Raw genomic sequence first — 26,891 nt, forward strand, 5'->3', positions numbered from 1 at the left:
GCCCCGCGCCGGTGAGTGCGGCGCGTGATGTCTCTCAAGACATGTCCCGAGCGCCTGGCGTGGGACGGCCTCGCTCGCTCGCCCGCGCCGCGAGCTCGAGGAGCGAGGTCGCTGGGCGCAGGAACAGCGCCCCGCCGTCCTCACACTGGCTGCTGCAGGTCGCCGCCCGGTCCTCGAGCTCGTCGGCGCATTGCGCGAGGCAGGCCGCGCCGGTCAGGGTGTCGCAGTCGTACGAGCGAAGCGGAGGATGGATGTCTCTCAGGACATGTCCCGAGAGCCCGGACGATGGATCACAGGGCGGCGCTGCCGGCGAAGGTCGGCTGGTCGCTGGTCTCGCGGTGCAGCCATTCGATCGCCTGGGCCTCGTCGGTGAACATCAGCATCGGCAGCGAGCCGGGGTTCTGCGCGATGTAGTAGCGGCCGAGCTGGTGGCCGCCGGGCGTGGCGACCAGGAGGGCGAGGGCGGCGCAATGCCGGGCGAGCTCGGGGTCGGTGTAGTGCTCGCGGACGCCGGGCTGCAGCGCGCGGATGATGCGGATGTCCATCAGGACCCGACGCGGGTGACCCCGGCGATCCGCACGAGCGCGGAGGTGTTCTCCCGTGCGTCGGTGAGGGTCTGCGTGCGCGTGGTCAGCAGCCGCTGGACGATGACGCCGTCGGCGCGCTCCTCGTAGCGCGAGGTGCTGGTCGTGAGAGACCGGAGGATTACGGCCATGTTCATCGTTCTGTCTCGGTTGGGGGGCATAATCCACAATGCCGTGGTGCCCGGCAACCGCCGATCGTCCGGGCCCGCCTTTGCGCACGGTGACCGGACTCCCATGCGCGCCGAGCGGCGAGGGCGCGAGGGCGCGCGTTGACTCGCCCGGGGCTTCGGCAACACACTGCGCGCCCATGAAGCTCGGCCTCGACACGCTGCGCGACCCGACCCGCGTCCTCGACATGTGGAAGAGCCTGTCTGCAAAGACATTCGGCAAGCAGCTGTTCGCGCGCGCCATCTCGCTGGCGGTGCCGTACACCGGCAGCATCTCGCCGCTGGTGCTCGAGCTCGAGGCCGGCCGCGCGAAGGTGCAGATGCGCGACCGCTGGGGCGTGCGCAACCATCTTCGCTGCGTCCACGCCGTGGCGCTGATGAACCTCGGCGAGGCTGTGACCGGTTTGGCCGTGATGAGCCTGCTGCCGCCCGGGGCGCGGGGGATCGTCCGCGAGCTGGCGATGGAGTACGTGAAGAAGGCGCGCGGGACGATCACCGGCGACGCCCAGGTGCAGGTCCCCGCGGGCCCGGGACGCACGAATTCGCGGTCACCGGCGAGCTCCGCAACAGCATCGGCGAGGTCGTCGCGCGCGTGCGGGCCCGCTGGCGCATCGACGTGCCCGAAGGCAACGTCGTCGATGCCGAGGCCGGCGCCGCAGCCGCGTCCTGAGGGACCGCGCGCCGCCGCAGAAAATTCCAAGGCGCTACGCTCGCGTAGGTGTCGGCCGAGCTCACGGAGCCGACGCACGCGCCTCCACGCCCGAGGTCGCCGCGGACGGCGTGATGCGGTGAAGCGCACGCGCGCCGCGGCGACGCGATCTCGCAGGCGCCGGTGACCGGCGGAGCACCCGCGCGAGGGACCGCTCGTGGGATGCACCGGAGGACATGTCCTGGGGGACATGTGACGAGGCGCCGCCGTCGGACTCGGAGGGCCTCGCGGAACGATCGCGCGGCGAGGCTCTCGACGGGTCGGCGGCGAGGCGGGGACACACCTCGAGGGGGAATGAGCCCGCTCGCGGCGGTTCACGCGGCCTGCGACACGAGGGCGGCCGAGGGCGACGAGCTCGGCCTGCGCCAGGGCGCCGGCGAGGAAGGTTCGCTGGGCCGTGCGCGGACGCGCGTGGGCGCCCGACCGCGAGCGCCCCTGCGGCGGCGCAGTCGCGCGCGCGCCCCGGCCGCGCGGGCCTGGTAGGCTCCCGGCGCATGACCGCGAGCGCCTCGACCTTCCCTCCGCTGCTCGTCACGCCGCCGGCCGGCGGCTTCGATCGCGCCGCCGCGCGTGACCTGGTCAAAGAGTCAGGTCTGGCGGCCGCCCTGCACAAGCTGGTGCGCGCGCCGTTCGGGCACACCGTGCTGAGCCTGCGGGCCCTCGACGCGGCGATCGAGGCGGCCGACCTGGCGCTGCAGGCCGGCGAGGCGCTGCACGCCGCGCTGCTCGAGGACATCGCCCGCGCCGGCTCGCTGGCGCTGCCGGAGCCGACCCGCGACCAGCGGATGTTCGTCGGCGCGTTCACGCTGACGGTCCTGGGCGACGCGGCGGCGCCGCGGCTGGCCCTGGTCGCGCCGACGCCGGAGGTCCACGGCGAGCTCGAGTCGGATGGCCTCGAGGACCTGCTCGTTCGGCCAGCCCGGAGGCGGTCAAGAGCGCGCTGGCGATGGCCGGCAAGTACCTCGAGCTCCAGGCCCAGCGGCAGCCGGGGGCCAGCGCGCCGCGGCTCGACGAGCGCGAGGTGTGGGCGGTGACGACCCTGCACGCGTTCGTGCTGCAGCGGCAGGCGCGCTGCGGCGCCTGACCCACGCCGGGCGCCTGCGGCCGTTCGGCGTGGCCCTGGCCCAGCGCAAGGTGGTGGTCGGCGAGCTGCGCTACGAGGGCTTCGTGGCCCGCGGCGCCGAGGGCCCGGCCAGCGACCTCAAGCCGGTCAAGCTGCAGGACATCGTCGGCAACCAGGAGTACCTGCAGGCCGGCCTCAAGCTGGCCCGCGACGTCGCCGCGTATGACCTCAAGGCCAGGCGCGGGCCGAAGCAGCTCAATCCGGTGCTGTTCGGCCTCGGCCGGCCCGGCTGCGGCAAGACGATCACCGCCCACGCGATCGGCAACTACTTCCTCGACTTCTGCAAGCAGCGCGACGTCCCGGCCCGCTTCAAGGTCATCCGCCGCACCGACTGGGCCTCGTCGTACCAGAACGCCAGCGCGGCGACGCTGGTGAAGATCTTCAAGGAGGAGGTGTACGGGTTCGAGGGCGTGCGGGGTCTACTGGCCCGACATCGACACCGCGTTCGCCTCGCGCGGGTCGGGCGACCTGCGCTCGGAGGAGAAGAACAACCTCGGCGCGGTGTTCGGGATCTTCGACGGAACGCTTATCCCGAAGGACGGCAAGTGGTTCATGATCTGCGACGCCAACTACATGCAGATGGACGAGGCGACGCGCTCGCGGATCGCCCAGAACCCGTTCACGGTGCGCGGGCCGACCACGGCCGACGACTACGTGCACCTGCTGCGCGACGTGCTGCTCGGCGACCTGCGCCCGTTCGTCGCCCACGGCGAGGAGGCCGGCTGGGCCGAGGTCGGCGCCGACCTGGTCAAGGCCGACCTCAGCGGCCGCTCGGTCGAGAGCGTGGCCAACAACATCCGCGCCTACGTGCAGGACTTCGAGTACCCCGACGAGTACTTCCGCGCCGACTACGAGCGCCGCAAGCAGCTGATCCACGAGCTGTCGCGCCGCGTCGACATCGCCGGGGTGCGGCGGGAGATCGCCGACTACGTCAGCTTCCACCGCGAGGCCGAGGAGCGCGAGGCCAAGGACCGGTTCGAGCGCGAGGTCGAGGCGATGGTCCAGCAGCTCAACGCCGGACGGGCCGCGACCGCCCGCGCGGCCGCGGCCGCGGCGCGGGAGATCGTCGGCGAGTGAGCGCGCTGGTCGATACATTTCCTGAGAGACATGTTCTCGGGGGCATGTCCCCGGGGGCATGTCCCGAGGTGTGGGTGATCGACGCGACGGCGCTGCTGTTCCGCGCCTACTACGGGATGCCGGCCCGGCTGTCGCCGGCGGGCGAGCACGTGGGGGCGGTGCTGGGGCTCGGGCACCTGCTGCGCGGGCTCTTGCGGCGGGCGCCGGAGCGGGTGGTGCTGGTGTACGACGCGGGGCGGTTCACGTTCCGCAACCGCATCGACCCGCGCTACAAGGCCAACCGCGGCGAGCCGCCGCCCGACCTGGCGCCGCAGTTCGAGCTCGCGCGGCAGTTCGGCGCGGCGGCCGGGTTCGTGGCGCTGAGCGTGCCCGACTTCGAGGCCGACGACCTGATGGCCACGCTCGCCCGCAGCGCGGCGGCCGCCGGTCTGCGCACGCGGCTGTTCAGCGTCGACAAGGACCTGTGCCAGCTGGTGCGCGACGAGGCGCCGGGGGTGGTGCTCGAGGACCCGCGCACGCAGGCGACGTGCGACGCGGCCGGGGTGCTGCAGCGGATGGGCGTGCGGCCGTCGCAGGTGGTCGACTACCTGGCGCTGGTGGGCGACACCAGCGACAACGTGCCCGGGGTCCCAGGGGTCGGGCCGAAGGCGGCGCAGGCCCTCATCGCCGCGTTCGGCGACCTCGACGCGCTCTACGATTCGCTCGAGCGGGTCGCCGCGCTGCCGCTGCGCGGGGCCAAGGGGCTCGCGGCCAAGCTCGAGGCCGGGCGCGAGGCGGCCTTCCTCGCGCGCGCGCTGGTGCGGCTGCACGACGCGGTCCCGCTCGGCGCGCTCGACCTACACGCGCACACGCGCTGGGGCGGGCCGCGTGAAGACGCCGACGAATTCTTCGCCGCGCTCGGCAGCCCGGGCGCGCTCCGCGGGCTGCGATCGATCGCGTCGCAGCCGCGTGCGTGAGGGACAAGCGCGCGCCGACGCGGTAGGCTCTCGCGGCCCTCGATGACGACCGCCGCCGAACTCGCGTCACCGCCCGCAGAGCCGCCGCCGTCGGGCCACACGCGGGCGCTGGCGACGGTGTGGTTCACGCTCTTCCTCGACCTGGTGTCGTTCGGGATCGTCATCCCGGTGCTGCCCTTCTACGCCAAGAGCACCGGCGCGTCGGAGGGCCTGATCGCGCTGTTGGCGACGGCCTACTCGGCGGCGCAGTTCGTGATGTCGCCGGTGCTCGGCCGCCTCAGCGACCGCCACGGCCGCCGCCCGGTGATGCTGATCTCGATCTTCGGCAGCACGATGGCGATGCTGACCCTCGGGTTCGCGCAGGCGCTGTGGATGCTGTTCCTGTCGCGCACGATCAGCGGGGTGTGCAACGCCAACGTGTCGACGGCGCACGCGTACGTGGCCGACCGCGTGCCGCCGCACCAGCGCGCCCGCTACATGGGCATGATGGGCACCGCGGTCGGCCTCGGCTTCATCGTCGGCCCGTCGCTCGGCGGCCTGCTGGCGCGCGCCGACTGGCCGCAGTTCCCGTTCTTCGTCGGCGCGGCGCTGAGCCTGCTCAACTTCCTCATGGCGGTGATGTGGCTGCCCGAGAGCCACCGCCCGCGCGCGGCCGTCGCCGGGCCGCCGCCGCCGCGCCCGTCGCTGCTGGCGGTGGCGCGCGACCCGGCGTTCTGGCGCAGCCAGATCGGCGTGATGGTCGCGGTGTACTTCAGCTTCTTCTGCGCGTTCGCGGCGATGGAGGCGACCTTCGCCCTGTTCGCCGAGGCCTGCTTCGGCTGGGGCGAGCAGGAGAACGGCCGCTACTTCGCGTTCATCGGCACGGTCATCGTCCTGTTCCAGGGCTTCATCGTCGGCCGCGCGGTGTCGACGATCGGCGAGCGCCGCTCGCTGGCCCTCGGCCTGACGCTGAGCTTCACCGGCTTCCTGGTGCTGTGCGCGTCGCCGTCGTGGCTGTTCGTGGTGCTCGGCGGGTTCTTCATCGCCGGCGGCAACGGCCTCATCATGCCGAGCATGTCGGCGCTGGTGTCGCGCAACAGCACCAGCGAGAATCAGGGCATCAACGCCGGCTTCGCCCAGTCGGCCGGCGCGCTCGGGCGCATCGCCGGCCCGATGATCGCCGGGGTGCTGTTCGAGGTGATAGGTCCGCGCGCGCCGATGGGCTCGTCGGCCACCCTGGTGGTGCTGGTGTGCATCATGGTGCTGGCGCGGGTCCACGAGTCGCGGCCCGAAGCCGGGCGCTGACGCGCCGACCGCCGAGGCCGCGCGAGGCCTGGCTTGGGGACAGGTCATGGCGCACCGCCGGGCTGGTGCCGGGCGGGCCATGTTATACATGGCCTTTGGGACATGTCGTGGTGCACCGCCGGGCTGGTGCCGGGCGAGCCGGGGAGATATGGCTTTTGGGACATGTCGTGGCGCATCGCCGGGTTGGCGCGGACCGGGCGGGGTCGAGGCGAGACATGTCTTTAGGGACAGCCTGAGGGAGCGGGGCCGTCGCCGGCTCAGCGATCGTGCTGCACCCGGCCGTCCGGCTCCCAGCGGAGCGTGCGATAGGCGAACACGCCGTTGCCGGCGCGGTCGCCGTCGGGCTGGACGGCGCGCACGTCGACGTGCCGCGACGGACCCCAGCCGAAGCCGAGCGAGACCCTGCCGATCGTCAGCGCCTCGGTGGCGGCGCCGTGGAGCCGCAGGCGCGCGTCGCCGCGGCTGACGCCGGCGAAGTAGCCCTCCTGGGCCTGGAGGACGGTGTGGACCAGGTGCGACGGGGCGTCGCCGCGCCGGCGGGCGCGCGACCCCAGGAGCGCCGCGAGCTCGTCGAGCCGGTCGTAGCGGACGACCGTGTAGGCGGCCACGCGGCACACGAAGGTGTCGTCGCCGGCGAACAGCACTTCGGCCTCGTCCTCGACGGGGACACGCACGCCGTCGGGGCCGACCACGAAGTCGTCGCCGCGCGGCGATTCGCGCCGCAGCTCGGCGCCGGCCGAGAAGTCGGAAGGACCCACGGGGGTGACGATGGTCGGCCATTCGCGCAGATCCGCGCCCCAGCGGTCGAGCGAATGGTGGGCCACGAAGCGCTCGTGGTCGAAGCTGCCGACGTCGCCGAGGCGGACGGCGGCGGAGAACGGCGGCCACGCCCCGAAGCCCAGCTCCATGACGCGGCTCGTGTGGCGATTCCAGGCGCTGAACAAGCTCATCGATCCCTCGAACGAGGCATAGCAATCATCAGCTCCGACGATTGTGTCGCTCGATAATTTTTTCGCAGCGTTTACCCTCCGTATACATGCACGACCTCGTCGAAGCTGCGACTCGCGCCGCCGCCGCCGTGCGCTCGGCGGACGCCCTCATGATCTGCGCGGGCGCCGGCATGGGCGTCGATTCCGGACTGCCCGACTTCCGCGGGCCCGAAGGCTTCTGGCGCGCGTATCCGGCGGCCCGCCGGCTCGGGCTCCAGTTCCACGACCTCGCCGACCCGCGGTGGTTTCACGGCGACCCGGCGCTCGCGTGGGGCTTCTACGGGCACCGCCTCAACCTCTATCGCGCGACCACGCCGCACGCCGGATTCGCGCTGCTCCAGCGCTGGGCCGCGCGCGCCCGCGGGGGCGTTCGTGTTCACGTCGAACGTGGACGCTCAGTTCCAGCGCGCGGGCTTCCACGAGGAGCGCGTGGAGGAGTGCCACGGATCGATCTTGCACCTGCAATGTCTGAAAGGCTGCGACCTGCCGCCGTGGTCGGCCGCGCAGACGGCGGTGTCGGTCGATGTCGAGACGCTCCGCGCCGCGGAGCCGCTGCCCGCGTGCCCGCGCTGCGGCGGCCTGGCCCGCCCGAACATCCTGATGTTCGGCGACCTCGGCTGGGACTCCAGCCGCGCGAACGAGCAGCGCGAGCGCCTGGCAGAATGGCTGGAAGAGCTGGGCCAGCGCCGCGCTCGGGTGGTGGTGCTGTGCCTCGGCGCAGGCACTGCGATCCCGTCGGTGCGCTTCCACGCCGAGCGCACCGCGCGTCGCCTCGGCGGGGCGCTGATCCGCATCAACCCGCGCGACACGTGGGTGCCGACCGGCCAGATTTGTCTCGAGAGCGGGGCGCTCGCGGGCCTGTCGGCGATCGAGGCGGCGCTCGCTCAGGGGTGAATTGCAGCCGCAATGGCGCGGGCCGGAGCTGTCGGACGTGCTGGGGCAGGCGCGGGGGGATGGGTAGCGACATGTCCTTCGGGACATGAATCGACGTCCGCCGATGACGGGGCGCACGGGCGGGCTGGCGGCGCGTCAGGAGCGGCGGGTCGTCGAATTGAACAAACATGTCCCGTGGGACATGTGGTTTCACGCGGCGCCGGCGCGCTGGCGGCGGTTGGGGGCGAACGCGGTGACGAAGGCGGGGTGACGGGCGATGAGGTCGAGCGCGCGGGTGAGGAGGGTGCGGCCGGGTTCGACGCGGTGCCAGGTCGACGCGCCGCTCGGGTGCGGCAGGCAGATCGCGTCGGCCTCGACGCCGTGCCAGTGGACCCGCCGGGCCGCGCCGATCACCTCCACGAGCGGGCCCTTGTGCCCGAGGACTTGCTCGATCGCCACGCCGCCGACCGGGATCACCAGGCGCGGCTGCAAAATGTCGACCTCGCCGGCCAGGAACTGCTGACAGCGCGCCATCTCGTCGCGGTCGGGCTTGCGGTCGCCGCCCCCGTTGGCCTTGCCCGGGAAGCAGCGGGCCACCGCCGACATGTACACGCTGTCGCGGAACTCCTGCTCGCTGACGCCGGCCGCGGCCTCGAACCAGCGGAACAGGGTCTTGCCGGCCGTCCACGCGAACGGCCTGCCGAACCCGCCCTCGCGCGGTCCGGGCGCCTGACCGACGAGCAGCACGGGCGTGACGATCGGCGGGCCGTGGACGACGGGGCCGATCATCGCGGGGCACGCCTTGCAGGCCTCCAGGCGCCGGTGCAGCACGGTCAGTCGCGTTCGCGGGTCCATCGTGGAGCGCTCTCGCGCCAGTCTGCGGCACGCGGCGGCGATCCGCCAGCGCAGGCGCGAGGACTCACGCGCGCGTGGCCGCCGCCGCGAGCGTCGAGACTTTTAAAAGAGAGAAGGAAGGAGAACGACGAGGTTGCCGCGAAGCCGAGCGTCGGCTCACCGGGGCTGTCGAGATGCGTGCCGCGAGGTCGGTGCGAGGGCGACTTCTGCAGGCCCGTCATGGCCGAGGCGAGGCAGGACTCCGGCGAAGCCTCGTGTGAGCGAAGAACGGTCTCCCATGTGATTCGGATGTTCGCAGCCTTCGTTCGCGGCGACCTGGCTCGTGCGAGGGCAATGCATTCAGCGATGTATACCGAGCGAGGCCGCTCCTCCTATGATGATAGGAGTTACTCGGCTGGGAAGGGCCACCACGGGTCGGCGACGAACAGCTTGCCCGGGGCGCGCTGGAACAGCCAGGCGCCGTACAGCTGGAGGGCGGCGGAGACGAGCACGAGGGGCAAGAACCACCGGCTGCGCGCCGCCGCCGGCGACCAGCAGGACCAGCACGAACGGTAGGAAGTCGAGGGCGAAGCGGTAGGAGAACTGGACCTGGCCGCTGTTTTGATAGAGGAGCGCCGGCACTGCGACCGCGAGCGCCGCGAGCACGAGGCCGCGGCGCTGCGGCAGCGGGTCGCGGGCGTTCAGCAGGCACAGCAGCCACGGCGAGGCCAGCAGCAGGCCCATGCCGTGGATCGACCAGCGCACGTGCAGCGGCGACAGCTGGACCTGCGGCCACAACCACAGCATGCACTCGAGGTTGCGCCACAAGTAGTGCAGGCCGAACATGCCGTGGGTCTGGATCCGCTCTTGCCAGCGGATCTCGAGGTAGCGATGGCCGAACTCGAAGATGTCGTCGAAGCGGGCCCAGTTGAACCATGCCAGCGCGCCGCCGATCAGCATCAGCGGAACGAAGAATCGCAGCAGCGCGGCCGGGCGGCGATCGACCCGCCACCACTCGAGCAGATAGAACGGGGCCGCGAACGCGACCTGCGGGCGACAGGCGGCGGCCAGGCCGAGCCACAGACCGGCGCCCGCGGGTCGGGCGGCGTTCCAGGCGGCGCCGAGGTGCAGCACGAGGAACAGGTCGGCGAGGATCTGCGCGGTGAACCACACGCTGCCGTGGGCGGCGACGAAGCAGGCCGGGCTGGCGAAGGCCCAGGCGACGCAGGCGAGCAGGTGCTCGCGCGGGCGGCCGGGGCGGACGCGCTCGAACAGGCGCAGCAGCAGGGCGGGGATCAGCGCGCCGACGATCACCGTGAGCAGGATGTCGGGGAAGCCGAGGCCCCACAGCGCGACGCCCGGGAGCATGACGAGCGCTGGACCTGGCGGAAAGGTCACGTACCAGGTGCCGCCGCGCGCGGCCACCTGCGCCAGCGGGACGTCGTGGACGCTGCCGTCGGTGGCGCGGAAGGTCTCGACGCGCTCGCGCCGGCGCTTGGCGACGCAGGCCTGGGTGCGGCACGGGAAGCCGCGCAGGACGGTGCCGTCCTTGAGGGTGAGGCTGTGAACGCGGCCCCAGTCGTCGTAGGCCTTCGGGTAGCCCGGCGGCTCGCCCGGCAGCGCGAGCCGGCCCTCGAGCCAGCCCTGGGCCATGTGCGCGAAGTGATTGTTGGCGCTCGGCTGCAGCAGGTCCTTGCCGGCGAGCACCGCGAGCACCGCGAAGGCGACGGCGAAGACGGCGATGGCGCGGAGCCGGGTCACGGGCGCGCGGAGCATAGCAAGCCGCGGCGCCGCCAGGGGCGCGGGGCGGGCGCTCGTGAGAGGCGCGACGGATGCCGCGGGCGTCGGTCGTGAGGTCCGTCGGTCGCAGGCAGATCGGCGTGGTCGAGCCACCTCGAGGCCACGCGACTGAGTCGGCGGGGACGCACGTCGGCCGCGGGCGTCGGCTGCGAGGTTCGTCGGTCGCAGGCAGATCGGCGTGGTCGAGCTAACTTCGCGGCCGTGGCGACTGAGTCGGCCGTGACGCCACAGGACTCTCACGTGCCGAGGTCGACGATGGGAAAGACCCGCGTCGCTCCATGGTGACGCCAGAGAGCGCCGCGGTGCCGTTGTCGTTCAGCGGCCCGGGTTGACCTTGACCGTCTCGGCGGGGGCGTTGACGCTGGGCTGCGGCTGCGGCGGGTCTTGCGAGCGACTGAGCTTGCACGCGCCGCCGAGCAGCGCGCCGATCACCGTCGCCGCGACGGCGCAGCGGACGTACGCCGCGCGGACGTGGCCGCGCTCGGCGAACACCTCGGCGATGAGGCCGTGCTGGATCCGCTTCAGCTCGGTGAGGAAGCGCTGGGCCGGCCGCGGGCCGCGGACCGTGCGGTCGCGGACGAAGCTCTCGGGGCGGCCGCGGACCATCGCGCGGAGGATGACCAGCATCAGCTCGTCGCGCCAGAACGGCTCGCGGATGCTCTTGCAGCGGTTGCCGTAGTTGTCGCGCCGCGACAGGCTGACGCGATCGAGGCGGCATGGTTGATCCTGCAACGAACCGACCAGGTGGCTGAGCGCGTCGACCTGGTCGTGGCGGCCGGTGAGGATGTAATAAAAAATCGCGCCGAGGGCGTAGACGTCGTGGGCCTCGCCGAGGGGGCGCACGATCTCGAGGTGGCGGCCGTTGGTGTTCGGCTGGGTGCCGCTGAAATAGGCGTGGCGGTGGCCCGGCTGGCCGTCGATCTTCTGGATGACGATGTCGCGCTCGTGCAGGTAATCGTGCGGGTCGGCGATCAGGTCGTGCTCGTAGATCGAGGCGGCCGACTGCTCGAGGCTGTCGGGCACGCGGAAGCGGCTCTGCGGGGCGTCGAAGTCGAGCTGGCAGCCGATCGCCTGCCGGCGATGCCGCGCCTCGGGCGACAGATACGGCAGCTTGGTGGTCGCCATGCTGGTGTCGGCGTCCTCGTACCACGAGCGCGTCAGGGTCTCCTTGTCGGACAGGCCGAAGTCGATGACGCAGATCTCGGTGCAGAGGTTGGCGGCCTGGTCGAGCTGACGCGTCAGCGGCTCGTCGGCGAAGGCGGCGCCGCGCAGGTCGCCCGGGGCGTGGCGGATCATGATGTTGTCGGGCGCGAGGTCCTTGTGCACGACCTTCTTCTCGCCGTGCAGCCAGGCGACGGCCTCGGCGATCTGCACCATCAGGTGGATCTTCTCGAGCAGCCGCACCTTCTGCTCGATCATCCGCTGGCGCGACCGCGGGGGCAGCATGCCGAAGTAGTGCAGCGCCCGCTCGCCGGCGCCCAGCGGGATCCCGTGCTGCTTCTCGCGGTAGGCCGCGTAGTCGCCGAGGCTCATGTCGAGCGACTCCATCACCATCGCCTCGCGCAGGACGAAGTTGACGATCGTGCCGACGCCGGCGAAGGTGTCGTCGTCGTTGGTGCAGCACGGCTTGGCCCGCGGGCCGTGGAGCTCGTGCCCGCGCTGGTGGACGAACTCGGCGCTGAGCTCGTACTCGCACTTGCTGCAGCGGAGCGCCGGGAACTCGCGCGTGGGCGGGTCGAAGCGCTGCAGCGGCAGGTTGCAGCCCCGCGGGCAGCGCGGGTGGTAGAGCGTGCCGCAGCCGCACATCACCAGCGGACCTAGATGAATGACGTCGAGGATCGGCGCGACGCCCTGCAGCGGGCCGCTGGCGAACTCGCGGTTGAGCGCGACCTCCTGGCTGAACAGCAATTCGGCCCGGCGGTCGGCGTGGTCGTGAAGCACCTTGATGGCGACGCTGCGCGACTCGCGACCGACGATCGTCTGCTGGGCGGCGAAGACCTTGGCGAACCGGCCGGAGCCGAGCAGGCTGGGCCGATGCCCCGCGCCGCTGCCCGGGGGGACGCGCACCAGATCGTACGCGACCTGCGACGGCAGGGTGAGGCGAGACCGCTGGAGCGTGACGACGGGGCTGAGGGCTGGCTGGTTCATGAGGACCTCGGCGCTCCGAGGCGGGAGACGGAGGATGGATCGAGGTGCCGAACGGGCAATCGCTAGCGGGGACCGCGTTCGATGCAGATGCATTCGAGGTGGTACGAGCGCGTCAGCTCGTGATGCGCGACCAGGACGACGAGCAGGTGCGCGTCGCGCGGGGCGATCACGGTGAGCGCAGGATGTGCGATCCGGACGACCCATCGATCGTCCTGGCGCAGGCCGACGAGGGGCTCGATGCGCTGGACCTGATGGCGCCGGTGGCCGACGTCGAAGGCGTGCGGCACCGACCCGTCGCCGATCAGCAATCGCTCGCGGCGCGAGCTCGGTTGACGCGCGTCGCCGTAGAGCGAGGCCCGCGTCGACGGATCGACGGCCCCCTCACAATGAATGCATAGAGCGCCGCCTGCGCAAGTCGCCAGCAGCGGCGCCGGCAACAGGCCCTCGATGGTGGAGAGCGCGAGTCGACGCGGGCCGCGGCCGGTGATGGGCATGCTGGTGGTGCGCAGGGTCAGCCGCTCCCCCGTCGCCAGCTCCTGCTCGAGCTCGAGGGTGTGCGCGAGGTCGATGCGCGTGGGCTCGGCGCCGGCGGCCGGAGGCGGGGACCGACCCGCGGGCCCAGGTCGTCGCTCGTGCGCACCGGCGGCGGAGCGAGCGAGACGCCGCGCTCGTGGAAGTGGCGGGCGACGGCCTCGGGGCCGCCGCAGCCGCGGCTGCGCGCGTAGGTCCACAGCGCCTCGCCGAGGGCGTCGATCGAGCGCGGACGCAGCTTGGGGTCGAGCGCCAGGCAGGCGCCGACGAGGTCGCCGAGGGCGGGCGGAGCCTCGGGGCACAGGCCGCGCAGCGGCGGCACCGCGGCGCGCCACTGCTCGCGCTTGAACGGGTGAACGCCGGTCGCCAGCTCGAACAGGATCAGCGCGGCGGCGTAGACGTCGACGGTGCGGTCGAGCTCCTGGCCCGCGAGCTGCTCGGGGGCCATGTACGCGATGTTGCCGCGGACGATCGCGGGGTCGGTGGCGACGCGGCGCACGTTGGCGCGGGCGATCCCGAAGTCGATGACGCGGACCCGGCCGCGCTCGTCGAGCATCAAGTTGGACAGCGAGACGTCGCGGTGGATCAGGTGGAGCGGGCGGCCGCCCTGCTGCAGCTCGTGGGCCGCGTGCAGGCCGTCGCAGGCCTGGGCCACCAGGGCGGCGGCGACCGCCAGCGGCAACTTCCGCGTGCCGGCGCGCCGGAGCAGGTTGACGAGGTTGATGCCGTGGATCCGCTCGAGCGCGACGAACAGGCGCCCGTCGTGTTCGCCGACCTCGTAGACGGTGACGACATTGGGGTGATTGACGAGCGCCGTCAGCTGCGCCTCGTCGAGCAGCATGAGCCGGAGGTCCTCGCCCATCGGCTCCTCGACGCGGATCACCTTGAGCGCGACCTCGCGGCGGAACCCGCCCGGGCCGGTCTGCTGGGCGAGATAGACCGAGCCCATGCCGCCCTGGCCGAGCAGGCCCGAAAGCTGGTAGCGGCCGAAATACTGCGCTGGGTATGCATCCGCCATGATCGCACGATACGCGGCTTATGGCCCCTTCGAGAAACCTTTGCACCGTTCGCAACGGTGTCAAATCGCGTCGCGGCACAACGGCCGTCCATGGGCCGCCCGCGGCGTCAGAAGCGGCCGGACACGGTGAGGCCGGCGAAGCCCGGGGCGATGCGCAGGTGCGGCTGCTCCGGGCGGGCGCCGCTGCGCGACCGCCTGTGATCGCGGGCGCCGACGACGGTCAGCGGGACGCCGATCGCCAGGCCGGCGAGACCGCCGACGAGGCCGACCGCGAGCATCGATTCGGCGCCGTCACGCCGTTCCGCGAGGGCGGCGGTATAGGCGGGGTCGGTGGCGGGATCGGCGGTCTGCGCGGCGTCGACCCGCGCGGCGAGCGTGGCCCCCGAGACGAGCAGCGCGGCCCCGGCGACGCCCAGGCCGAGGAACACGCCGCCGGCCGCGAGCTCGGCGCGGCCGCGACGTTGCAGCTGCAACCGTTCGCGACGCTGTTCCACGCGGCGATCGAGCTGGCCGGCGAGGTCGAGGACGCGGGGCACGACCGCGGCGGGCACCAGGGCCTGCTCGGGGGCCTGGGCGGCCTTTCGCGCCCTGTCCGCGAGGGCCCCGGCGGTGTCGAGCTGGCGCGCTCCGGCGCGGTCGTCGACGAGCTGGAGGTCGGCGGCGGCGAGGAAGAGGACGGGATCGCCGAGCGCTTCGGCGGCGCCGCGCACCAGCTCGGCGGCGTCGACGGTGCGCCCGGCCGCGACCATCTCGGCGCTGACGGTGAGCAGTCGATCACGCCGGGCCGCGGCCTCGACGAGGCGCGGGTCGATCTGCGGCGCGCGCGGGTCTTGCGAGTGACGCGGGCCGCAGCGGCCCTTCTTTTTGCACACGAGCGCCTGGCGCGGGGCCGGGGCGCCGGGTCCGGGGTCGCGGCATCGGCCGGGGCGGCGGCCGGTGGGGCCGTCTTCGCCGGGGGACGCGGCCAGTCGTCGGCGGGGGCGAGGCAGAGGAGCAGCGAGAGCAGGATGGACATGATTGGTTCTCCGGAGCGGGAGGAAAGATCGGTGCGACGCATCACCCGGGATCGATGCCTTCGGGGCACTCGCGGGTGCTGCCGAGCTTGAGGACGCAGGCGGCGGCGGCGAAGCCGTTCTCGAAGGCGTCGCGGCGGAGGGTGCTGCGGTCGAGGCCGACCAGGCCCTCGAGGCGGCTCAGGTTCTTGAGCAGCTCGTCGCGGGAGATGCCGAACTCGGCGGCGGCGCGGCGCAGGTCGACGTCGAGCTCGAAGGCGATGTGGGCGGCCATGACGGGTTCGTAGCCGCCGACTCGCCCGGCCGAGCCGGTCTTCGCCAGGCTGGCGGCGAAGGTCTCGATGTCGCGCTGCTGTGCCCGGTCGAACACGTCCTGCGGCGCGTAGAGCTTGGCGATCTGCTCCTGCTGGGCGGCGTCGAAGACGGTGTTGCTCTCGGCGTAGGCGCGGATCTCGTCGGTGGCGCGTCGCATGCCCTCGCTGTGACAGCTCATGCAGCTGAGGCCGTTGATGACCTCGGGCTCCTCGGAGACCTCGCCGTCGTGGACGATGGCGATCGGGGCGCGATCGATGCGAGCGCCGGCGCCGTCGACGATCATGTAGCCCTGGAGACCGTTGGGCAGGGTGAAGATGATCTCGCCGCCGTCCTCGACGAAGTCGAGCGGTCGGACGATGATGTCCTTCTCGTCCTCGTTGTCGGCGAAGTCGTAGCTGAGCCAGTAGGCGCGGTAATCGGCGCTCGGGACCTGGTGACGCTCGATCACCCGGTTGGACCGCGAGACCTTCGAGTCGCGGAAGCCGGCGCGCAGCACCTCGTCGTGGTCGAGCTCGAGCTCCGCGAGGATGTTGGCGTCGACGTCGACGCCGAGCTCGCCCTCGAGCTCGGCGCGGGTGCCCGGGATGCCGAGGACGGTGTGGTAGAGCGGCGGCTGCGAGGCGGCCTCGATGAACCAGTCGCCCTTGACCGAGAACAGCTCGACCTCGGCGGCTTGCTGGATCTTCCGCGCGTCGTCGGAGCGGAAGGCGATCGCGTACGGGTCGGCGGCGGTGATCTGGGCCCAGGTGTCGGCGGTCCAGCCGTAGTCGACGAGGTCGATGCGGTAGATCGTGCGGGCCTCGTCGATCGCCTCGGGCACGCGGATGGTCGGCGCGAGCGAGAGGTGGTTTATCAGCTTGGCGAAGGCGTGGCGGTAGCCCTCGAGCTGCTCCTCGCAGAAGCCGGCGCTGTGGAGGTGGGCGAAGGTGACGTAGCGGGTGGTCCGCTGGCGCGCCGAGTCGAGCAGGGTGAGGTCGGCGAGGATCTCGGCGAGCACGTCGTCGTGGACGACGAACTCGTTGTCGAGGCAGCCGGGCTTCTGCGTGAGCTCGACGTCCTCGGCCGCCTCCTCGGCGGGGGTGCACACGTCGATCCAGCGCTCGATCGTGGCCTGCTCGTCGGCCGGCAGGTCGTCGGCGCCGACGGGCATCTCGCCGCGGGCGATCCGCTGGAACAGCAGGGAGTCGGCGGCGGCGCCCCGCACGACGTAGCCGTCGGCGATGAGGCCGTCGAGGTCGCTGACGCCGCCGAACTTGCCCTGGGTCTGGCCGCCGTCGTGGCAGGCGCCGCAGCGGGCCCGCAAGATGCCCTCGGTGGCGGCGCGGGTCTCGATGCACTCGGGGGTGACGAGGCCGGGGTCGTCGGCGGCGCCGGAGGTGTCGCCGCCCTCGCCGGCGGGCGGCGTCGGCAGGTTGCAGGCGGCGGCGAGGAGCAGCAAGGACGAGACGCGGGCGAGCGGGCGGATCATGGGAACTCCTTCGGGACAGGAATGAAGGGACAGGCCGGCGGTCGGGCGAGCATCGGCCGGAAAATCTTCGAGACAGGTAAGAAAGGACAGGTCTCGGGCCAGGGGGAGTGAGTCGCCGGTGGCCGAGGTTACTTTTGAGACATGATCGAAGGGACAGGTCGTGCGGTGGCGCCGGTCGGGCCGGCGGTCGAGGTGCCGGGGGATAGGAACGAAAGGACAGGTCACGCGGTGGCGCCGGTCGGGGGCCGCATATTTGGGGACATGAATGAAAGGACAGGTCAGGCTGTCGGCTCGGGGTGGGCGGCCAGCCACTCGTCGATGACGTGGACGCGGTCCGGGCGGCTGCGGCGGTCGCCGAGGACGCACCGGCGGGCCGCGAGGGCGCTGGCGCGGGCGGCCGCGGGATCGCGCGGCCAGAGGGCGCGGGCGAGGAGGAAGTGGCCGCGGGCGAGCAGGGCGGCCGGGGCGGGGGTCGAGGCGACGACCGCGAGGGCGTCGACGAAGCTGCGCTCGGCGGCGTCGCGCTGGCCGAGCTGGAGCTGGGCCTGGCCGCGGGTCATCCGCACCAGCGCGAGCGCGGGCCCGGCCTCGCCGCTGCAGCCGTCGAAGATCTGCAGCGCCCGCTCGAGGTGGGTCAGCGCCTCGGCGGCCCGCCGCAGCCGCAGCAGGACGGAGCCGAGGCTGGTCAGGGTGGTGGCGACCGTGGCGTGGGCCCAGCCGAGGACGCGCACCTTGATCGCCAGGGCGCCGAGGAAGTGGGTCTCGGCCTCCTGCAGCTGGCCGCGGCGGCGGGCGACGAAGCCGAGGTTGTGCAGGAGGACCGCGTCCTCGAGGCCGAGGGTGGGCCGCAGCGCCCGCGCGAGCTCGAGGCCGAGCTCGAACAGCGCCTCGGCCTGCGAGAGGTCGCCGCGGTGGACGGCGACCACGCCGAGCCGCCCAAACGCCTGCGGCAGGCCGAGCCGGGCCACGCCGCCGCAGCGCTGGCGCAGCTGCAGGGCGCCGCGGAAGTGCTGCTCGGCGGCGACGAGGTCGCGGTTGCTCAGGGCGACCTGGCCCAGGCGCTCGGCGAGCGCGAGGGCGTCGGCGTCGCGCGCGTCGACCCGCGAATCGGGGTCGGCCACCGGGGCGGAGACGGGGGAGAAGAAGAGGGTCGGAGAGACGTCGTCGGCGGCGTCGTCGGCGTAGAAGTGCAGCATCGGGTCCTCGCTCCCATCCCAGGGAGCAATCGATGCGCCGCGGCCTCGCGCCGATGAAAATCAACGGGTTGCCGGCGACGTGTGACCGCGGTTCCGCGGACTTCAGGCCGCTTTGCGGACTGGGGGCGCATTGCGGTGTTTGACAGTCCGCGGCGGGCCGTGCGATCGATCGAAGATGGAGCCGGAGGACGACACCCCGACGCGCGCGGTCGCCCGCGGCACCGTCGGCTACGAACGCCTGGGCCGCGTCAGCCTCAAGGTGCTGAGCGGGCCCGACGCCGGCCGGGTGGTGCAGGTCCCGATCGGCCGGGGGCAGCAGATCCGCGGCGGCCGCAGCGAGACCTGCCACGTCGTCCTCCGCGACGACGACCAGGTCAGCGGGGTCCACTTCTCGCTGCATTTCGAACCGGTCGGGGCGGTGCTGCGCGACCTCGACAGCACCAACGGGGTGTACGTCCACGAGGTGCGGGTGCGCGAGGCGATCATCGAGCTCGACACGGTGTTCCGCGTCGGCGCGACGGCGCTGCAGCTGACCGCCGCCGAGCGCGTGGTGGTGCCGCTGTCGGCCAAGGACCACTTCGGCGAGCTGTACGGCTGGTGCCCCGAGATGCGCGAGCTGTTCGACGAGCTGGAGCGCGTGGCGGCGATGCCGTCGAGCGCGCTGCGGGTGCTCATCACCGGCGAGACGGGCACCGGCAAGGAGCTGGTGGCGCGCGGGCTGCACGACCTGTCGGAGCGGGCGCAGCACCCGTTCGTGGTGCTCGACTGCAGCACGCTGCCGCGCGAGCTGGCGGAGGCGATCGTGCTCGGCTACGGCCGCGGGGCGTTCACCCACGCGGCGCCGGAGCAGCCGGGGGTGTTCGAGCAGGCGCACCGCGGCACGCTGTTCCTCGACGAGCTCGGCGAGCTGCCGCTCGACCTCCAGCCGAAGCTCTTGCGGGTGCTCGAGCGCGGCGAGGTGGCGCGCTTCAACGAGCGCAACAAGCTGCGCAAGGTCGACGTGCGGGTGATCTGCGCGACCAACCGCGACCTGCAGAAGATGGTCAGCGAGGGCCGGTTCCGCAGCGACCTGTACTTCCGCATCTACGGCAAGCACGTCGAGCTGCCGAGCCTGAGCGAGCGCGGCGACGACGTGATCCTGCTGGCCGAGCGGTTCTTGCGGGCGATGGGCGAGTCGCTCGGGACGCCGCCGAAGCAGCTCACCGCGGCGGCGCACCAGGCCCTGCGCGCGGCGCCGTGGCCGGGCAACGTCCGTCAGCTCAAGCAGGTGATCGAGTGCGCGGCCCAGCTGACGCGCGGGCCGACGATCGACGCGCGCGACCTCCACCTCGGCCCCGGCGGGATCACGCGCCGCGACCAGCTCGACGCCAGCCCGCTGCTGTCGCTGCGCTGGGACGAGGCGCAGGTCGGGTTCCAGCGCGAGTACTTCAAGGCGCTGATGCAGCGGGTCGGGGCCCGGCGCGGGTGGATCGGTCGCGCCGCCGAGCTCGCCGGGATGGACCGCAGCGGGTTCGTCAAGGCGCTCAAGCGCCTCGGGCTGTACCGCCATGCGATGGAGGACGCGGCCGAGGAGCCGTGACGGGCGGGCGCTCCCGCGCGAGGCGGGTGGCGAAAGCACGATTGTGCCGGGCGTACTGTTGACATTCGCGGCTGGTCGTTCTATACCTCTCTTCACCATGCAGGCGACCCGACAGCTCGACCCTCGCCCGCGGCTCCGCGCCGCGCGCCAGGTCGCGATTGCGCAGTCCCTGCCGCTGGCGCTGTTTATGTAGCCAGGTCGGCTCCGAGCCCCGGAGCCGCCCTGGCGTGCGCTCCGGCCTGTCCCCGGCTCGTCCACGCGATTACGCGTGATTGCGAGTCCGCGCGAGCAGGCCGTCGCAGCGGTGCGTATCAGCGCCCAGAAAGCTAACCGGGTGGAAGCACTCCGCTGAAGCCGGAGAGGGGTTGGTTCGAGTCCAACTCTGGGCATTCGCCTTCGTGCGAAAGAATGCACATTGCGATCGCGCGATCGCCAGTGTGTGCATTCGCGAGGGCGCGGAGAGATCCGCGCCCCCGATTGATAATTGTCAGGGGCTGACGTGGCTGGCTTCGCCGGCCAGGAGCGCCTCGATCCACGCGGTCAGCGGCACGCCGCCGACCTCGGTCGAATAAAAGTCGGGGCTGGAGAGGATCGTGTGGCCGGTGCCGGGGACGAAGTAACTGCCCCACGGGGCCCTCGCCGAGGATCTCGTCGCGCAGCTCGTACAGGCCGGCCTCGAAGGCCTCGCCGGTGTAGCTGCCGCCGCTGCAGTCCTCGAGGCCGTAGCCGAAGAAGGTCCGGATCACGCCGTCCCGTTCGCTCGAGAACAGGGCCAGGCGCTGGTCGCTCCACTTCTCGCCGAGGTAGGTGGCGAGGTTGGAGATCCCCCGCCGTCTTCGCCGAAGCAGTCGGCGCAGTCGGCCGGCAGGGTGGCGTCGAAGTTGAAGAGGTCGCGCCACAGCTGCATGCACACGGGCATGTACTGGTCGGACATCGGCGGGCCGGAGTCGTCGAGCAGGGTGACGGCGCTGCCCGGGAAGGCCTCGGCGATCCGGTCGTAGTTGAGCGCGGCCCCGAAGCCGCCGGCGCTGCTGCCGGTGACGAGGACGTGGCCCGCATCTTGGAAGGTCGGGACGAGCCGCTCGAGGTAGGCGGCGACGTTGCGGTAGCCGACGAACTGCTGGGCCCCGAGGACGCCGTCGATGCCGACGTTCTCGCGGTCGCCGGCGTGGACGTCACCGGTGCAGTACGGGACGTAGATGAAGCTCCAGTCGCGCACCGGGTTCTGCGGGTCGTCGTCGAAGATGCCGCCCTGGCCGATGCCGAGAGCCCAGGCGTCGAACTTGAACTCGCCGAAGTTTTTCCAGAGCTCGTTGAGGGCGCAGGTGTCCGAGTTGAAGCAGGCGCCGCCGCCCTCGAAGTAGATGACGAGGTCGTCGCCGGCGCCGTAGCGCACGCCGATGCCGGTGGTCGAACCATCGCGGCACATGGAGTCGGGGAAGGGGACCCACGACCAACTGCCGGGCGGCCCTGACGGCAAGGGCTCGCCGTCCCACGGCGAGGGCTCGTCGCCGGTGGTGCCGTCCGTGGTGTCTGCGCCCGTGGAGTCGGGAAGACCGGAGGTCGAGGTGTCGGGAAGGCCGGAGGTCGCGTCGCCGGTGGCCGAGTCGGTGGTGGTGGAAGTGGACCCAGTGCTGCCGGTCGGAGGCGCTTCGGGGGTGGTGCCCGTGCCGGTGTCGGCGGTGCTGCTGGCTTCGCTCGCGGAGGCGACGGAATCCCGGGATCTCCGCAGGCCGAGCTCAGCAGAAGGATGACGATCAAGGGCGGTCGAGTGCGCAACATCGCCCACGACTGTAACTGGAGCCACAGTTAGTGAGGGATGCCGGGGCTCGTGACCTAGATCTGCGGGCGTCCGCATCAGGGCGCGGAGGAGGAGCGGACAGGTGGGTTGCCGCAATCGGCAAAGGTCGGACCTCGGCCTCGCCGGAAACAGCAGCGCATGGCCGCGGCTCATCGCCGCTCTGAACATGCTCAAGTGCTGGACGGGCACCCCAGTGACGGGGACTTCAGCAGCAGGCAACCGCCGCGGCTGTCGTCTCCGCGCTGCCGCACTCGGCAGGCGAACGGGGTCGGGGCAGAGGCCGCACCTCGGCAGGGACGGTGTTGCGTGTTGCCGAAAGCGGCAAGCGGCGCAGGTGGGGGCCGAGCCGCGAGGCCGGTGTTCCGTGTTGCCGCGCTCGGCAGGCGGGCGCAGATCGCGGCGATACAGCGCTGTCGACGAGGCCAGCGGGGGCCGAGGAGCAGCACCGTCGACGAGGCCGATGCTCCCGAGTTGCCGCGATCGGCAAGTCGGCGCGGCTCAGGGGCGGGCGATGCCGCGCAGGAAGGCCTCGGCGGACTTGTCGAAGCGGCCGGGATCGGTGATGGGGGTCGAGCAGGCGGAGTCGGTGCAGAGGTAGGCGGCCGCCTTTTTTAAATCGGGGTAGCGGGTGCCGGGGGCGCTGAGGCTGATGTTGCCGCGCGGCTCGTCGTAGGCGAGGGCGGCTCGCAGGAGCGCCTGGGCGGTCGGGTCGTCGGGGCGGCCGACCACGGTGATGTCGATCGGGGTGGCGGTGAGCTCGGCGAGGGCGAGCAGGTAGTCGCCGACCTGGCGCATCTGGGCCTTCACGGCCTCGGGCTGGGAGATCGATCGGATCGCCAGCTCGGCCGCCTTGGCGTAGGGGAGGTCGTCGGCGTCGTGGTCGAGGCCGCGGTGGAGCTCGAGGAGGAAGCGGGCCATCCGCGCGTTGTCGTCGAACGGCTTGCGCCGCTCGGCGAAGGCGCCGGTCGCCTCGGGGTCGACGGTGTGGGCGTAGAAACCTCCGGCAGGGTCGGCGAGCTCGCGCAGCGAGAAGTCGGCGACGTCGCGCGCGAGCTGCTGCCACTTGGCGTCGCCGGTGTTGCGCCACAGCGCGAGCAGGCCGCGGCCGACCTCGACCTGGTCGCTGAGGTGGAGCAGGCCGCGGTCGCCTTCGGCGTGGCGGAAGCCGCCGCGGTCGTCGCGACAGGTCCGGACCAATCGCTCGCCGGCCTGCAGCGCGGCGGTCCGCGCAGCCTCGTCGGGGGCGACCGCGTCGAGCAGGAGGAGGCCGCGCAGGATGGCGCCGTTGCGGTCGGCGTAGACGTGGGTGTCGATGACGGGGATGCCGAGGGCGCGGCGGGCGGCGTCGTCCTTGGCGTAGTACTCGTCCCCGAGGACAGGTTCTTTGCGACCTGTCGGAAGACGCAGGTCGGCGTCCTGGCTGGTGTAGAAGCCGCCGTCGGGGTCGCGCCAGAACTGCAGGAGGTAGCGGGCGATGTCGCCGGCGGCGGCGCGCCACTTGGGGTCGCGGGTGCGCCGGTAGGCGAGGGCGTAGCTCTCGAGCGCGCCGGCTTGGATGGGGGCGATCTTCTCGAAGTGCGGGTCGGTCCACACGCCGTGGACGCTGTACTGGTACATGCCGCCCCACACGGGGTCGATGAGGTTGCGCTGGCGATCGAGGACGAGGAGGCCGCGCTCCTGCCAGGCTGTCTCTTGGTACAGGTAGGCGCGCAGCAGGCTGTACTCGTTGTTGGCGGCCAGCGGGTACTTCTGTTTGCGACCCCAGCCGGCTTGGTCGTCGTCCCAGGTGCGGTCGAGCTGGTCGCTGGCGATCTTCCGCAGGTCGAGGAGGTCGCCGCCGCGCGGCGGGGGGCAGGCAGGGCGACGCGACCGGTGAGCTTGCCGGCCTTCTGATCGGCGACGAGCCGGCGCAGCAGGGCGGCGAACTCGCGCGGGTCCTGGTAGCCGCGCAGCTCGAGCACGGGGCGGGCGTCGCTGGTGAGGATGGCGGTCGCAGGCCAGCCCCAGTCGGCGTAGCGCTCGGCGACGTCGGGTCGAGCGTCGCTGTCGACGCGGATGGCGACGAAGTGCTCGGCGAGCAGGGCGGCGACCTCGGGGTCGGCGTAGGTCTCCTCGTCCATGACGTGACACCAGTGACACCAGCTGGCGATGACGTCGACGAGGATGATCTTGCGCTCCGACTTCGCGGCGGCGAACACGGCCGGCTCCCAGCCGCGCCAGGCGGTCTCGGCGTGCGCGGCCGGAGCGGTCGGCGGGGCGGCGGGCTGCTTCTTTTGACAAGATGTCCCGAAGGACAGGAGCGAGGCTGCGAGCGCGACGGCGAGGCGGGCGGGCACGGGCGAGGTTACGCGGGGCGCGAGGGGGCGGATCAAGGCCGCCAGGATCGGCGAATCACGGGCGCGGCGCGAGAGGGCGCGGAGCGTCACGGAGGCGGCGCGAGCGGCGAAGCTCGCGGGCCCGGGCGAAGCACAGGCGGAGCGCGAGAGGGCAATGGGCGCGGAAGCTCGCAGGCCCGGGAGAGCACGCGAGAGGGCGATGGGTGGCGAGGCTCGCAGGCCCAGGGGAGCACGCGAGAGGGCGATGGGTGGCGAGGCTCGCAGGCCCCGAGGTAGCACGCGAGAGGGCGATGGGCGGCGAGGCTCGCAAGCCCGGGGGAAGCACAGGCGGGGCGCGAGCGGGCGACGGGCGGCGAGGCCCGCAGGTTCTCGCCATGGGGGAGCGCAGGCGCGCGGCGCGGCTGCAGTCCCGGTGAAGGCGGGCTCGTGAGTCGCGAGCGGCCGGCTCAGGCGGGCGGCGGGACCGGCAGGTTCTCGCCGGGCGGCGGGACGGGGGAGGTCTCGGTCGGCGTGGCCGCGGGCGGGGGCGTGGCCGCGGGCGGATTTGCGGGCGAGGGCGTCTCGACCGGCGTCGGCGGGGGCGTGGGCTGCGGCGGACCCTCGGGCGGAGCTTCGACCGGGGCAGCGGGGGTCGGCGGCGGGCTGGCGTTCGGGACAGGTTGGGCCGGCGCCGGGTAGGACGAGGCGGGCGGCGGGGTGTATTGGGCCGGGGGCGAGGGCTGCGAGGGCGGCGAGGCCTGGCGGCGACCGCCGAGGCCGAACACGAGGCCGGCGCGGAAGCCCCAGGTGAAGCCGCAGGCGTAGTCGGTGATCGGGTCGAGGTAATTGTAGGCCTCCTGGCAGCGATCTTTCGTGAACCGCATGCCGAGGCCGATGCCGAGGTCGAGCCACAAGGAGCCGCCGGCGCGGAACATGACGCCGGGGCCGATGGTCCACTGGCCCATCACGCCGCGCTGCTTGTTGAGGAACACGGGGCCGACGCCGAAGGAGAGGTACGGGGCGACCCGCTCGCCGCGATAGATGACCCACAAGAGGCTGGGCGTGAGGCTGAACTCGTTGGTGGGGATCTTGGCGAAGATGTCGGGGCCGACCTGCTCTTTGAAGTACTGCGAGTAAAAGGTGGTGACGTTGCGCAGGTGCAAGCCGACGGCGAAACCACCGGCGACGAAGTAGCTGGCGCCGGCGCCGACGAGCAAGGAGCCGCCGTAGTTGCGCGAGAAGGAGCCGCCGAGCGAGAAGCTGGGCAAGATGGTGCCGCGGCGGAAGGGGCGATAGTCGTCGTCGGCCTGGGCGGCCCGGACCGGCAGGGCGAGAGCGACGAGAGCAGTGAGGACGACGGTTCGGCGCACGGAACCTCCGGCGAGGACGCTTGGAGATGGTCGCGCAAAGCGCGGCGCGGCGCAAAGGCCGACATCGCGGTCCGAGAAGGCTATCACCCGCGACACGCGAAGCCAGCCCGCTGGCGCACACGCGGCCGCCGGCCCGCGGCCGAGCCCGGCAAGATCGCGCTCGCCCGCCTCACGCGAGGCCCGCGGACGGATCGCTCGCGGTGGGGGGAGAGGGCGGCCAGGCGAGCACCCGGGGCTCGCGCACCGAGGGGTCGGGCAGGCCGCGGCGATGCCCGGCGGCGACGACCGAGGTTGTGGGGCTCGCGGAACCGGATGCTGGTGACATGTCCTTTGAGGCATGTTGAAGATGTCGCGCTCTGGCTGCGCCTCCATCCGCGCTTCGACCCGCGGGCGGGGTCGTTCACGGACCTGCCCGAGAGGCTCGCGCGCTGAGGCGTCGCGCGGGGGACTCGAAGCGCCGGACGGCATGGGCCCTCCACCGCGTGGGTCGGTGGCTGCGGCGGAGCGGTGATCGGCGCACCGCGCGAAACGAGTGCAACGACGATGACGCCGGCTCGTCTTACTGACGAAGGCGCCGATCGATGGCGGACCGGTCAGGCCAGGTCATAGCATGTCCTTTAGAACATGTCCCATGCAACATTGTTGAAGCGCATGCCCAACGAATACGTCCGTCGCCGCCGGGCTGAGGGCTGAATCGGCGGTGCGGACTGGATGGGTCACTTGCCGACGCCGAGCAGCGCGCCGACGCTGTACTCGACGGCGTCGAACGGCTCGGGGCGGACTTGTTCGGGCGGCTCGGCGGAGAGCACCACGAGGTAGCCCTCGGGCTGCCAGCGGAACACGGTGAGGGTCTGCTGGTCGGGGTCGGCGATCCAGTAGTGCGGGACGCCGGCGCGGTGGTAGATCCGGAGCTTGCGGACCGTGTCGCGCGACGGGCTCGACGGCGAGACGACCTCGCAGATCCAGTCGGGGCGGATTTTTACCGGGAAGCCCGTGGGCGGCTCCGGGACGCGATCGATGCGCCAGCCGACCACGTCGGGGACGACGATGTCGGGCGCGAGCTCGACGTGGACCTCGGTGCCGATCCACCAGCCGCCGGGCTCGTCATCGGCGGCGTCGTCGCCGAAGTGGGCGATGATCCGGCCGGCGAGGCGAGGTTGCACCCGGCCGTGGCTGAAGAGCGGCGCGGACTTTTGGCTCAGCTCGCCGTCGAGGAGCTCGTAGTAGGGCTTCTCGTCGGCGACGGTCAGCAGGTCGGCGAGCGTGGCGCCGTGGGCAGCGGGCTGCATGATCGCAGCTTAGCGGAAGTCGGCAGGGTGCGCGAGGCCGAGCAGGACGGCGGCTGCAGAGGCCTCTGTTGCCGCGGGAGTCTACCTGCTTGCTCGTTCTCGGCCCGCGGGTCGGCGACCACGATCTGCGGCTCGCGCCTATCCGAGCGAGTTCCGAGATCAGGCGCGGCGACCACGGCCTTCGTCAGCAGGTCTCTTGGCATCGGCGGGGTCGCTGGCCGGCTCCTACGCCCTTGCTGGATTGGTCCTCTGTAGATCTCACAACCCGGAGAAGTCGCGTCGCGGCGTCGTCGCTTCGGTCTACTTCGTTGCTGGAAATGCCTGGTCGCTGCGGCCTCCGCCGCATCGGCGCAGCCGCTCGGCTGCGCCAAAGTCACTGCTGGGTCGCTCGCGACCGCGGCTCACTCTGCGACCGCGGCGGATCGCGGAGCCGACCCACGCCACTGACGAAT

The 26,891-nt window shown here is 72.2% G+C and carries 21 protein-coding genes, 1 tRNA gene and 2 pseudogenes; 8 read left to right on the plus strand and 16 right to left on the minus strand.

Annotated elements, in window-relative coordinates:
• Positions 1-290: 290 nt before the first annotated feature.
• Together OV079_RS40030 and OV079_RS40035 are read right to left on the minus strand one after the other, a co-directional pair.
• On the minus strand, positions 291-545 hold the full coding sequence (locus OV079_RS40030; protein WP_267774939.1) for a DUF7793 family protein: 255 nt from the start codon (positions 543-545) through the stop codon (positions 291-293).
• Positions 545-715, minus strand: a complete 171-nt coding sequence (locus tag OV079_RS40035; protein ID WP_267774940.1) for a hypothetical protein — start codon at positions 713-715, stop codon at positions 545-547. Before OV079_RS40035 ends, OV079_RS40030 begins: the two co-directional genes overlap by 1 nt.
• Before the next feature lie 176 nt (positions 716-891).
• On the opposite strand from OV079_RS40035, the gene OV079_RS40040 reads away from it, so the two are divergent.
• The 5 genes from OV079_RS40040 (at position 892) to OV079_RS40060 (ending at position 5,900) form a co-directional block, all read left to right on the plus strand.
• Complete coding sequence (locus OV079_RS40040; RefSeq protein WP_267774941.1) at positions 892-1,587, plus strand: DUF4442 domain-containing protein; 696 nt, start codon at positions 892-894, stop codon at positions 1,585-1,587.
• 367 nt (positions 1,588-1,954) lie between these two features.
• Positions 1,955-2,494 carry a hypothetical protein gene (locus OV079_RS40045; RefSeq protein WP_267774942.1) on the plus strand — a complete coding sequence of 180 codons (540 nt, stop codon included), beginning with the start codon at positions 1,955-1,957 and terminating at the stop codon, positions 2,492-2,494.
• A gap of 590 nt (positions 2,495-3,084) precedes the next feature.
• A complete protein-coding gene (locus OV079_RS40050; protein WP_267774943.1) occupies positions 3,085-3,660 on the plus strand; it encodes a hypothetical protein in 576 nt (191 codons plus the stop codon).
• 44 nt (positions 3,661-3,704) lie between these two features.
• Positions 3,705-4,616, plus strand: coding sequence for a 5'-3' exonuclease (locus OV079_RS40055; RefSeq protein ID WP_267774944.1), 912 nt, complete (start codon positions 3,705-3,707; stop codon positions 4,614-4,616).
• A 42-nt stretch (positions 4,617-4,658) separates the two neighbouring features.
• Complete coding sequence (locus tag OV079_RS40060; RefSeq protein WP_267774945.1) at positions 4,659-5,900, plus strand: MFS transporter; 1,242 nt, start codon at positions 4,659-4,661, stop codon at positions 5,898-5,900.
• A 257-nt stretch (positions 5,901-6,157) separates the two neighbouring features.
• On the opposite strand, the gene OV079_RS40065 is transcribed toward OV079_RS40060, so the two are convergent.
• Positions 6,158-6,850, minus strand: coding sequence for a hypothetical protein (locus OV079_RS40065; protein ID WP_267774946.1), 693 nt, complete (start codon positions 6,848-6,850; stop codon positions 6,158-6,160).
• 86 nt (positions 6,851-6,936) lie between these two features.
• Between OV079_RS40065 and OV079_RS59420 the strand changes: the two are divergent.
• Positions 6,937-7,783 (plus strand): annotated as a pseudogene (locus tag OV079_RS59420) (SIR2 family NAD-dependent protein deacylase).
• A 189-nt stretch (positions 7,784-7,972) separates the two neighbouring features.
• On the opposite strand, the gene OV079_RS40075 reads toward OV079_RS59420, so the two are convergent.
• The 8 genes from OV079_RS40075 to OV079_RS40110 all read right to left on the minus strand — a co-directional run bounded on the left by OV079_RS40075 (position 7,973) and on the right by OV079_RS40110 (position 18,085).
• A complete protein-coding gene (locus OV079_RS40075; RefSeq protein ID WP_267774948.1) occupies positions 7,973-8,617 on the minus strand; it encodes a uracil-DNA glycosylase family protein in 645 nt (214 codons plus the stop codon).
• Between the two features lie 339 nt (positions 8,618-8,956).
• Complete coding sequence (locus tag OV079_RS40080) at positions 8,957-10,357, minus strand: hypothetical protein (RefSeq protein WP_267774949.1); 1,401 nt, start codon at positions 10,355-10,357, stop codon at positions 8,957-8,959.
• Between the two features lie 354 nt (positions 10,358-10,711).
• Positions 10,712-12,544: a protein kinase gene (locus OV079_RS40085; RefSeq protein WP_267774950.1), complete on the minus strand. Its 1,833-nt coding sequence runs from the start codon at positions 12,542-12,544 to the stop codon at positions 10,712-10,714.
• Positions 12,545-12,606: 62 nt separating this feature from the next.
• On the minus strand, positions 12,607-13,038 hold the full coding sequence (locus OV079_RS40090) for a hypothetical protein (protein ID WP_267774951.1): 432 nt from the start codon (positions 13,036-13,038) through the stop codon (positions 12,607-12,609).
• Between the two features lie 17 nt (positions 13,039-13,055).
• A complete protein-coding gene (locus OV079_RS40095) occupies positions 13,056-14,093 on the minus strand; it encodes a serine/threonine-protein kinase (RefSeq protein WP_267774952.1) in 1,038 nt (345 codons plus the stop codon).
• 107 nt (positions 14,094-14,200) lie between these two features.
• Positions 14,201-14,965, minus strand: coding sequence for a hypothetical protein (locus tag OV079_RS40100; protein WP_267774953.1), 765 nt, complete (start codon positions 14,963-14,965; stop codon positions 14,201-14,203).
• A 184-nt stretch (positions 14,966-15,149) separates the two neighbouring features.
• On the minus strand, positions 15,150-16,889 hold the full coding sequence (locus OV079_RS40105) for a hypothetical protein (RefSeq protein WP_267774954.1): 1,740 nt from the start codon (positions 16,887-16,889) through the stop codon (positions 15,150-15,152).
• A gap of 278 nt (positions 16,890-17,167) precedes the next feature.
• Complete coding sequence (locus tag OV079_RS40110; protein WP_267774955.1) at positions 17,168-18,085, minus strand: tetratricopeptide repeat protein; 918 nt, start codon at positions 18,083-18,085, stop codon at positions 17,168-17,170.
• Between the two features lie 175 nt (positions 18,086-18,260).
• Between OV079_RS40110 and OV079_RS40115 the strand changes: the two genes are divergently transcribed.
• Entirely contained in the window at positions 18,261-19,664 is a 1,404-nt protein-coding gene (locus tag OV079_RS40115; RefSeq protein ID WP_267774956.1) for a sigma 54-interacting transcriptional regulator, read from the plus strand.
• Between the two features lie 316 nt (positions 19,665-19,980).
• Positions 19,981-20,053, plus strand: a tRNA-Phe gene (locus tag OV079_RS40120).
• 353 nt (positions 20,054-20,406) lie between these two features.
• Here the strand turns inward: OV079_RS40120 and OV079_RS40125 are convergent.
• The 5 genes and pseudogenes from OV079_RS40125 to OV079_RS40140 form a co-directional block, all read right to left on the minus strand.
• On the minus strand, positions 20,407-21,453 hold the full coding sequence (locus OV079_RS40125; RefSeq protein WP_267774958.1) for a pectin acetylesterase-family hydrolase: 1,047 nt from the start codon (positions 21,451-21,453) through the stop codon (positions 20,407-20,409).
• Between the two features lie 510 nt (positions 21,454-21,963).
• On the minus strand, positions 21,964-23,094 hold the full coding sequence (locus tag OV079_RS40130; protein ID WP_267774960.1) for a YyaL domain-containing protein: 1,131 nt from the start codon (positions 23,092-23,094) through the stop codon (positions 21,964-21,966).
• Between the two features lie 293 nt (positions 23,095-23,387).
• Positions 23,388-24,080 (minus strand): annotated as a pseudogene (locus tag OV079_RS59425) (DUF255 domain-containing protein); the annotation flags it as partial.
• Positions 24,081-24,247: 167 nt separating this feature from the next.
• Positions 24,248-25,150, minus strand: a complete 903-nt coding sequence (locus OV079_RS40135; RefSeq protein ID WP_267774961.1) for a hypothetical protein — start codon at positions 25,148-25,150, stop codon at positions 24,248-24,250.
• A gap of 716 nt (positions 25,151-25,866) precedes the next feature.
• Positions 25,867-26,439 (minus strand): Uma2 family endonuclease, encoded by a 573-nt coding sequence (locus OV079_RS40140; RefSeq protein ID WP_267774962.1) that lies wholly within the window; start codon positions 26,437-26,439, stop codon positions 25,867-25,869.
• Positions 26,440-26,891: the final 452 nt, after the last annotated feature.

It is taken from the genome of Nannocystis pusilla (assembly GCF_026626665.1).
GTDB classification, from domain to species: Bacteria; Myxococcota_A; Polyangia; order Nannocystales; family Nannocystaceae; genus Nannocystis; species Nannocystis pusilla.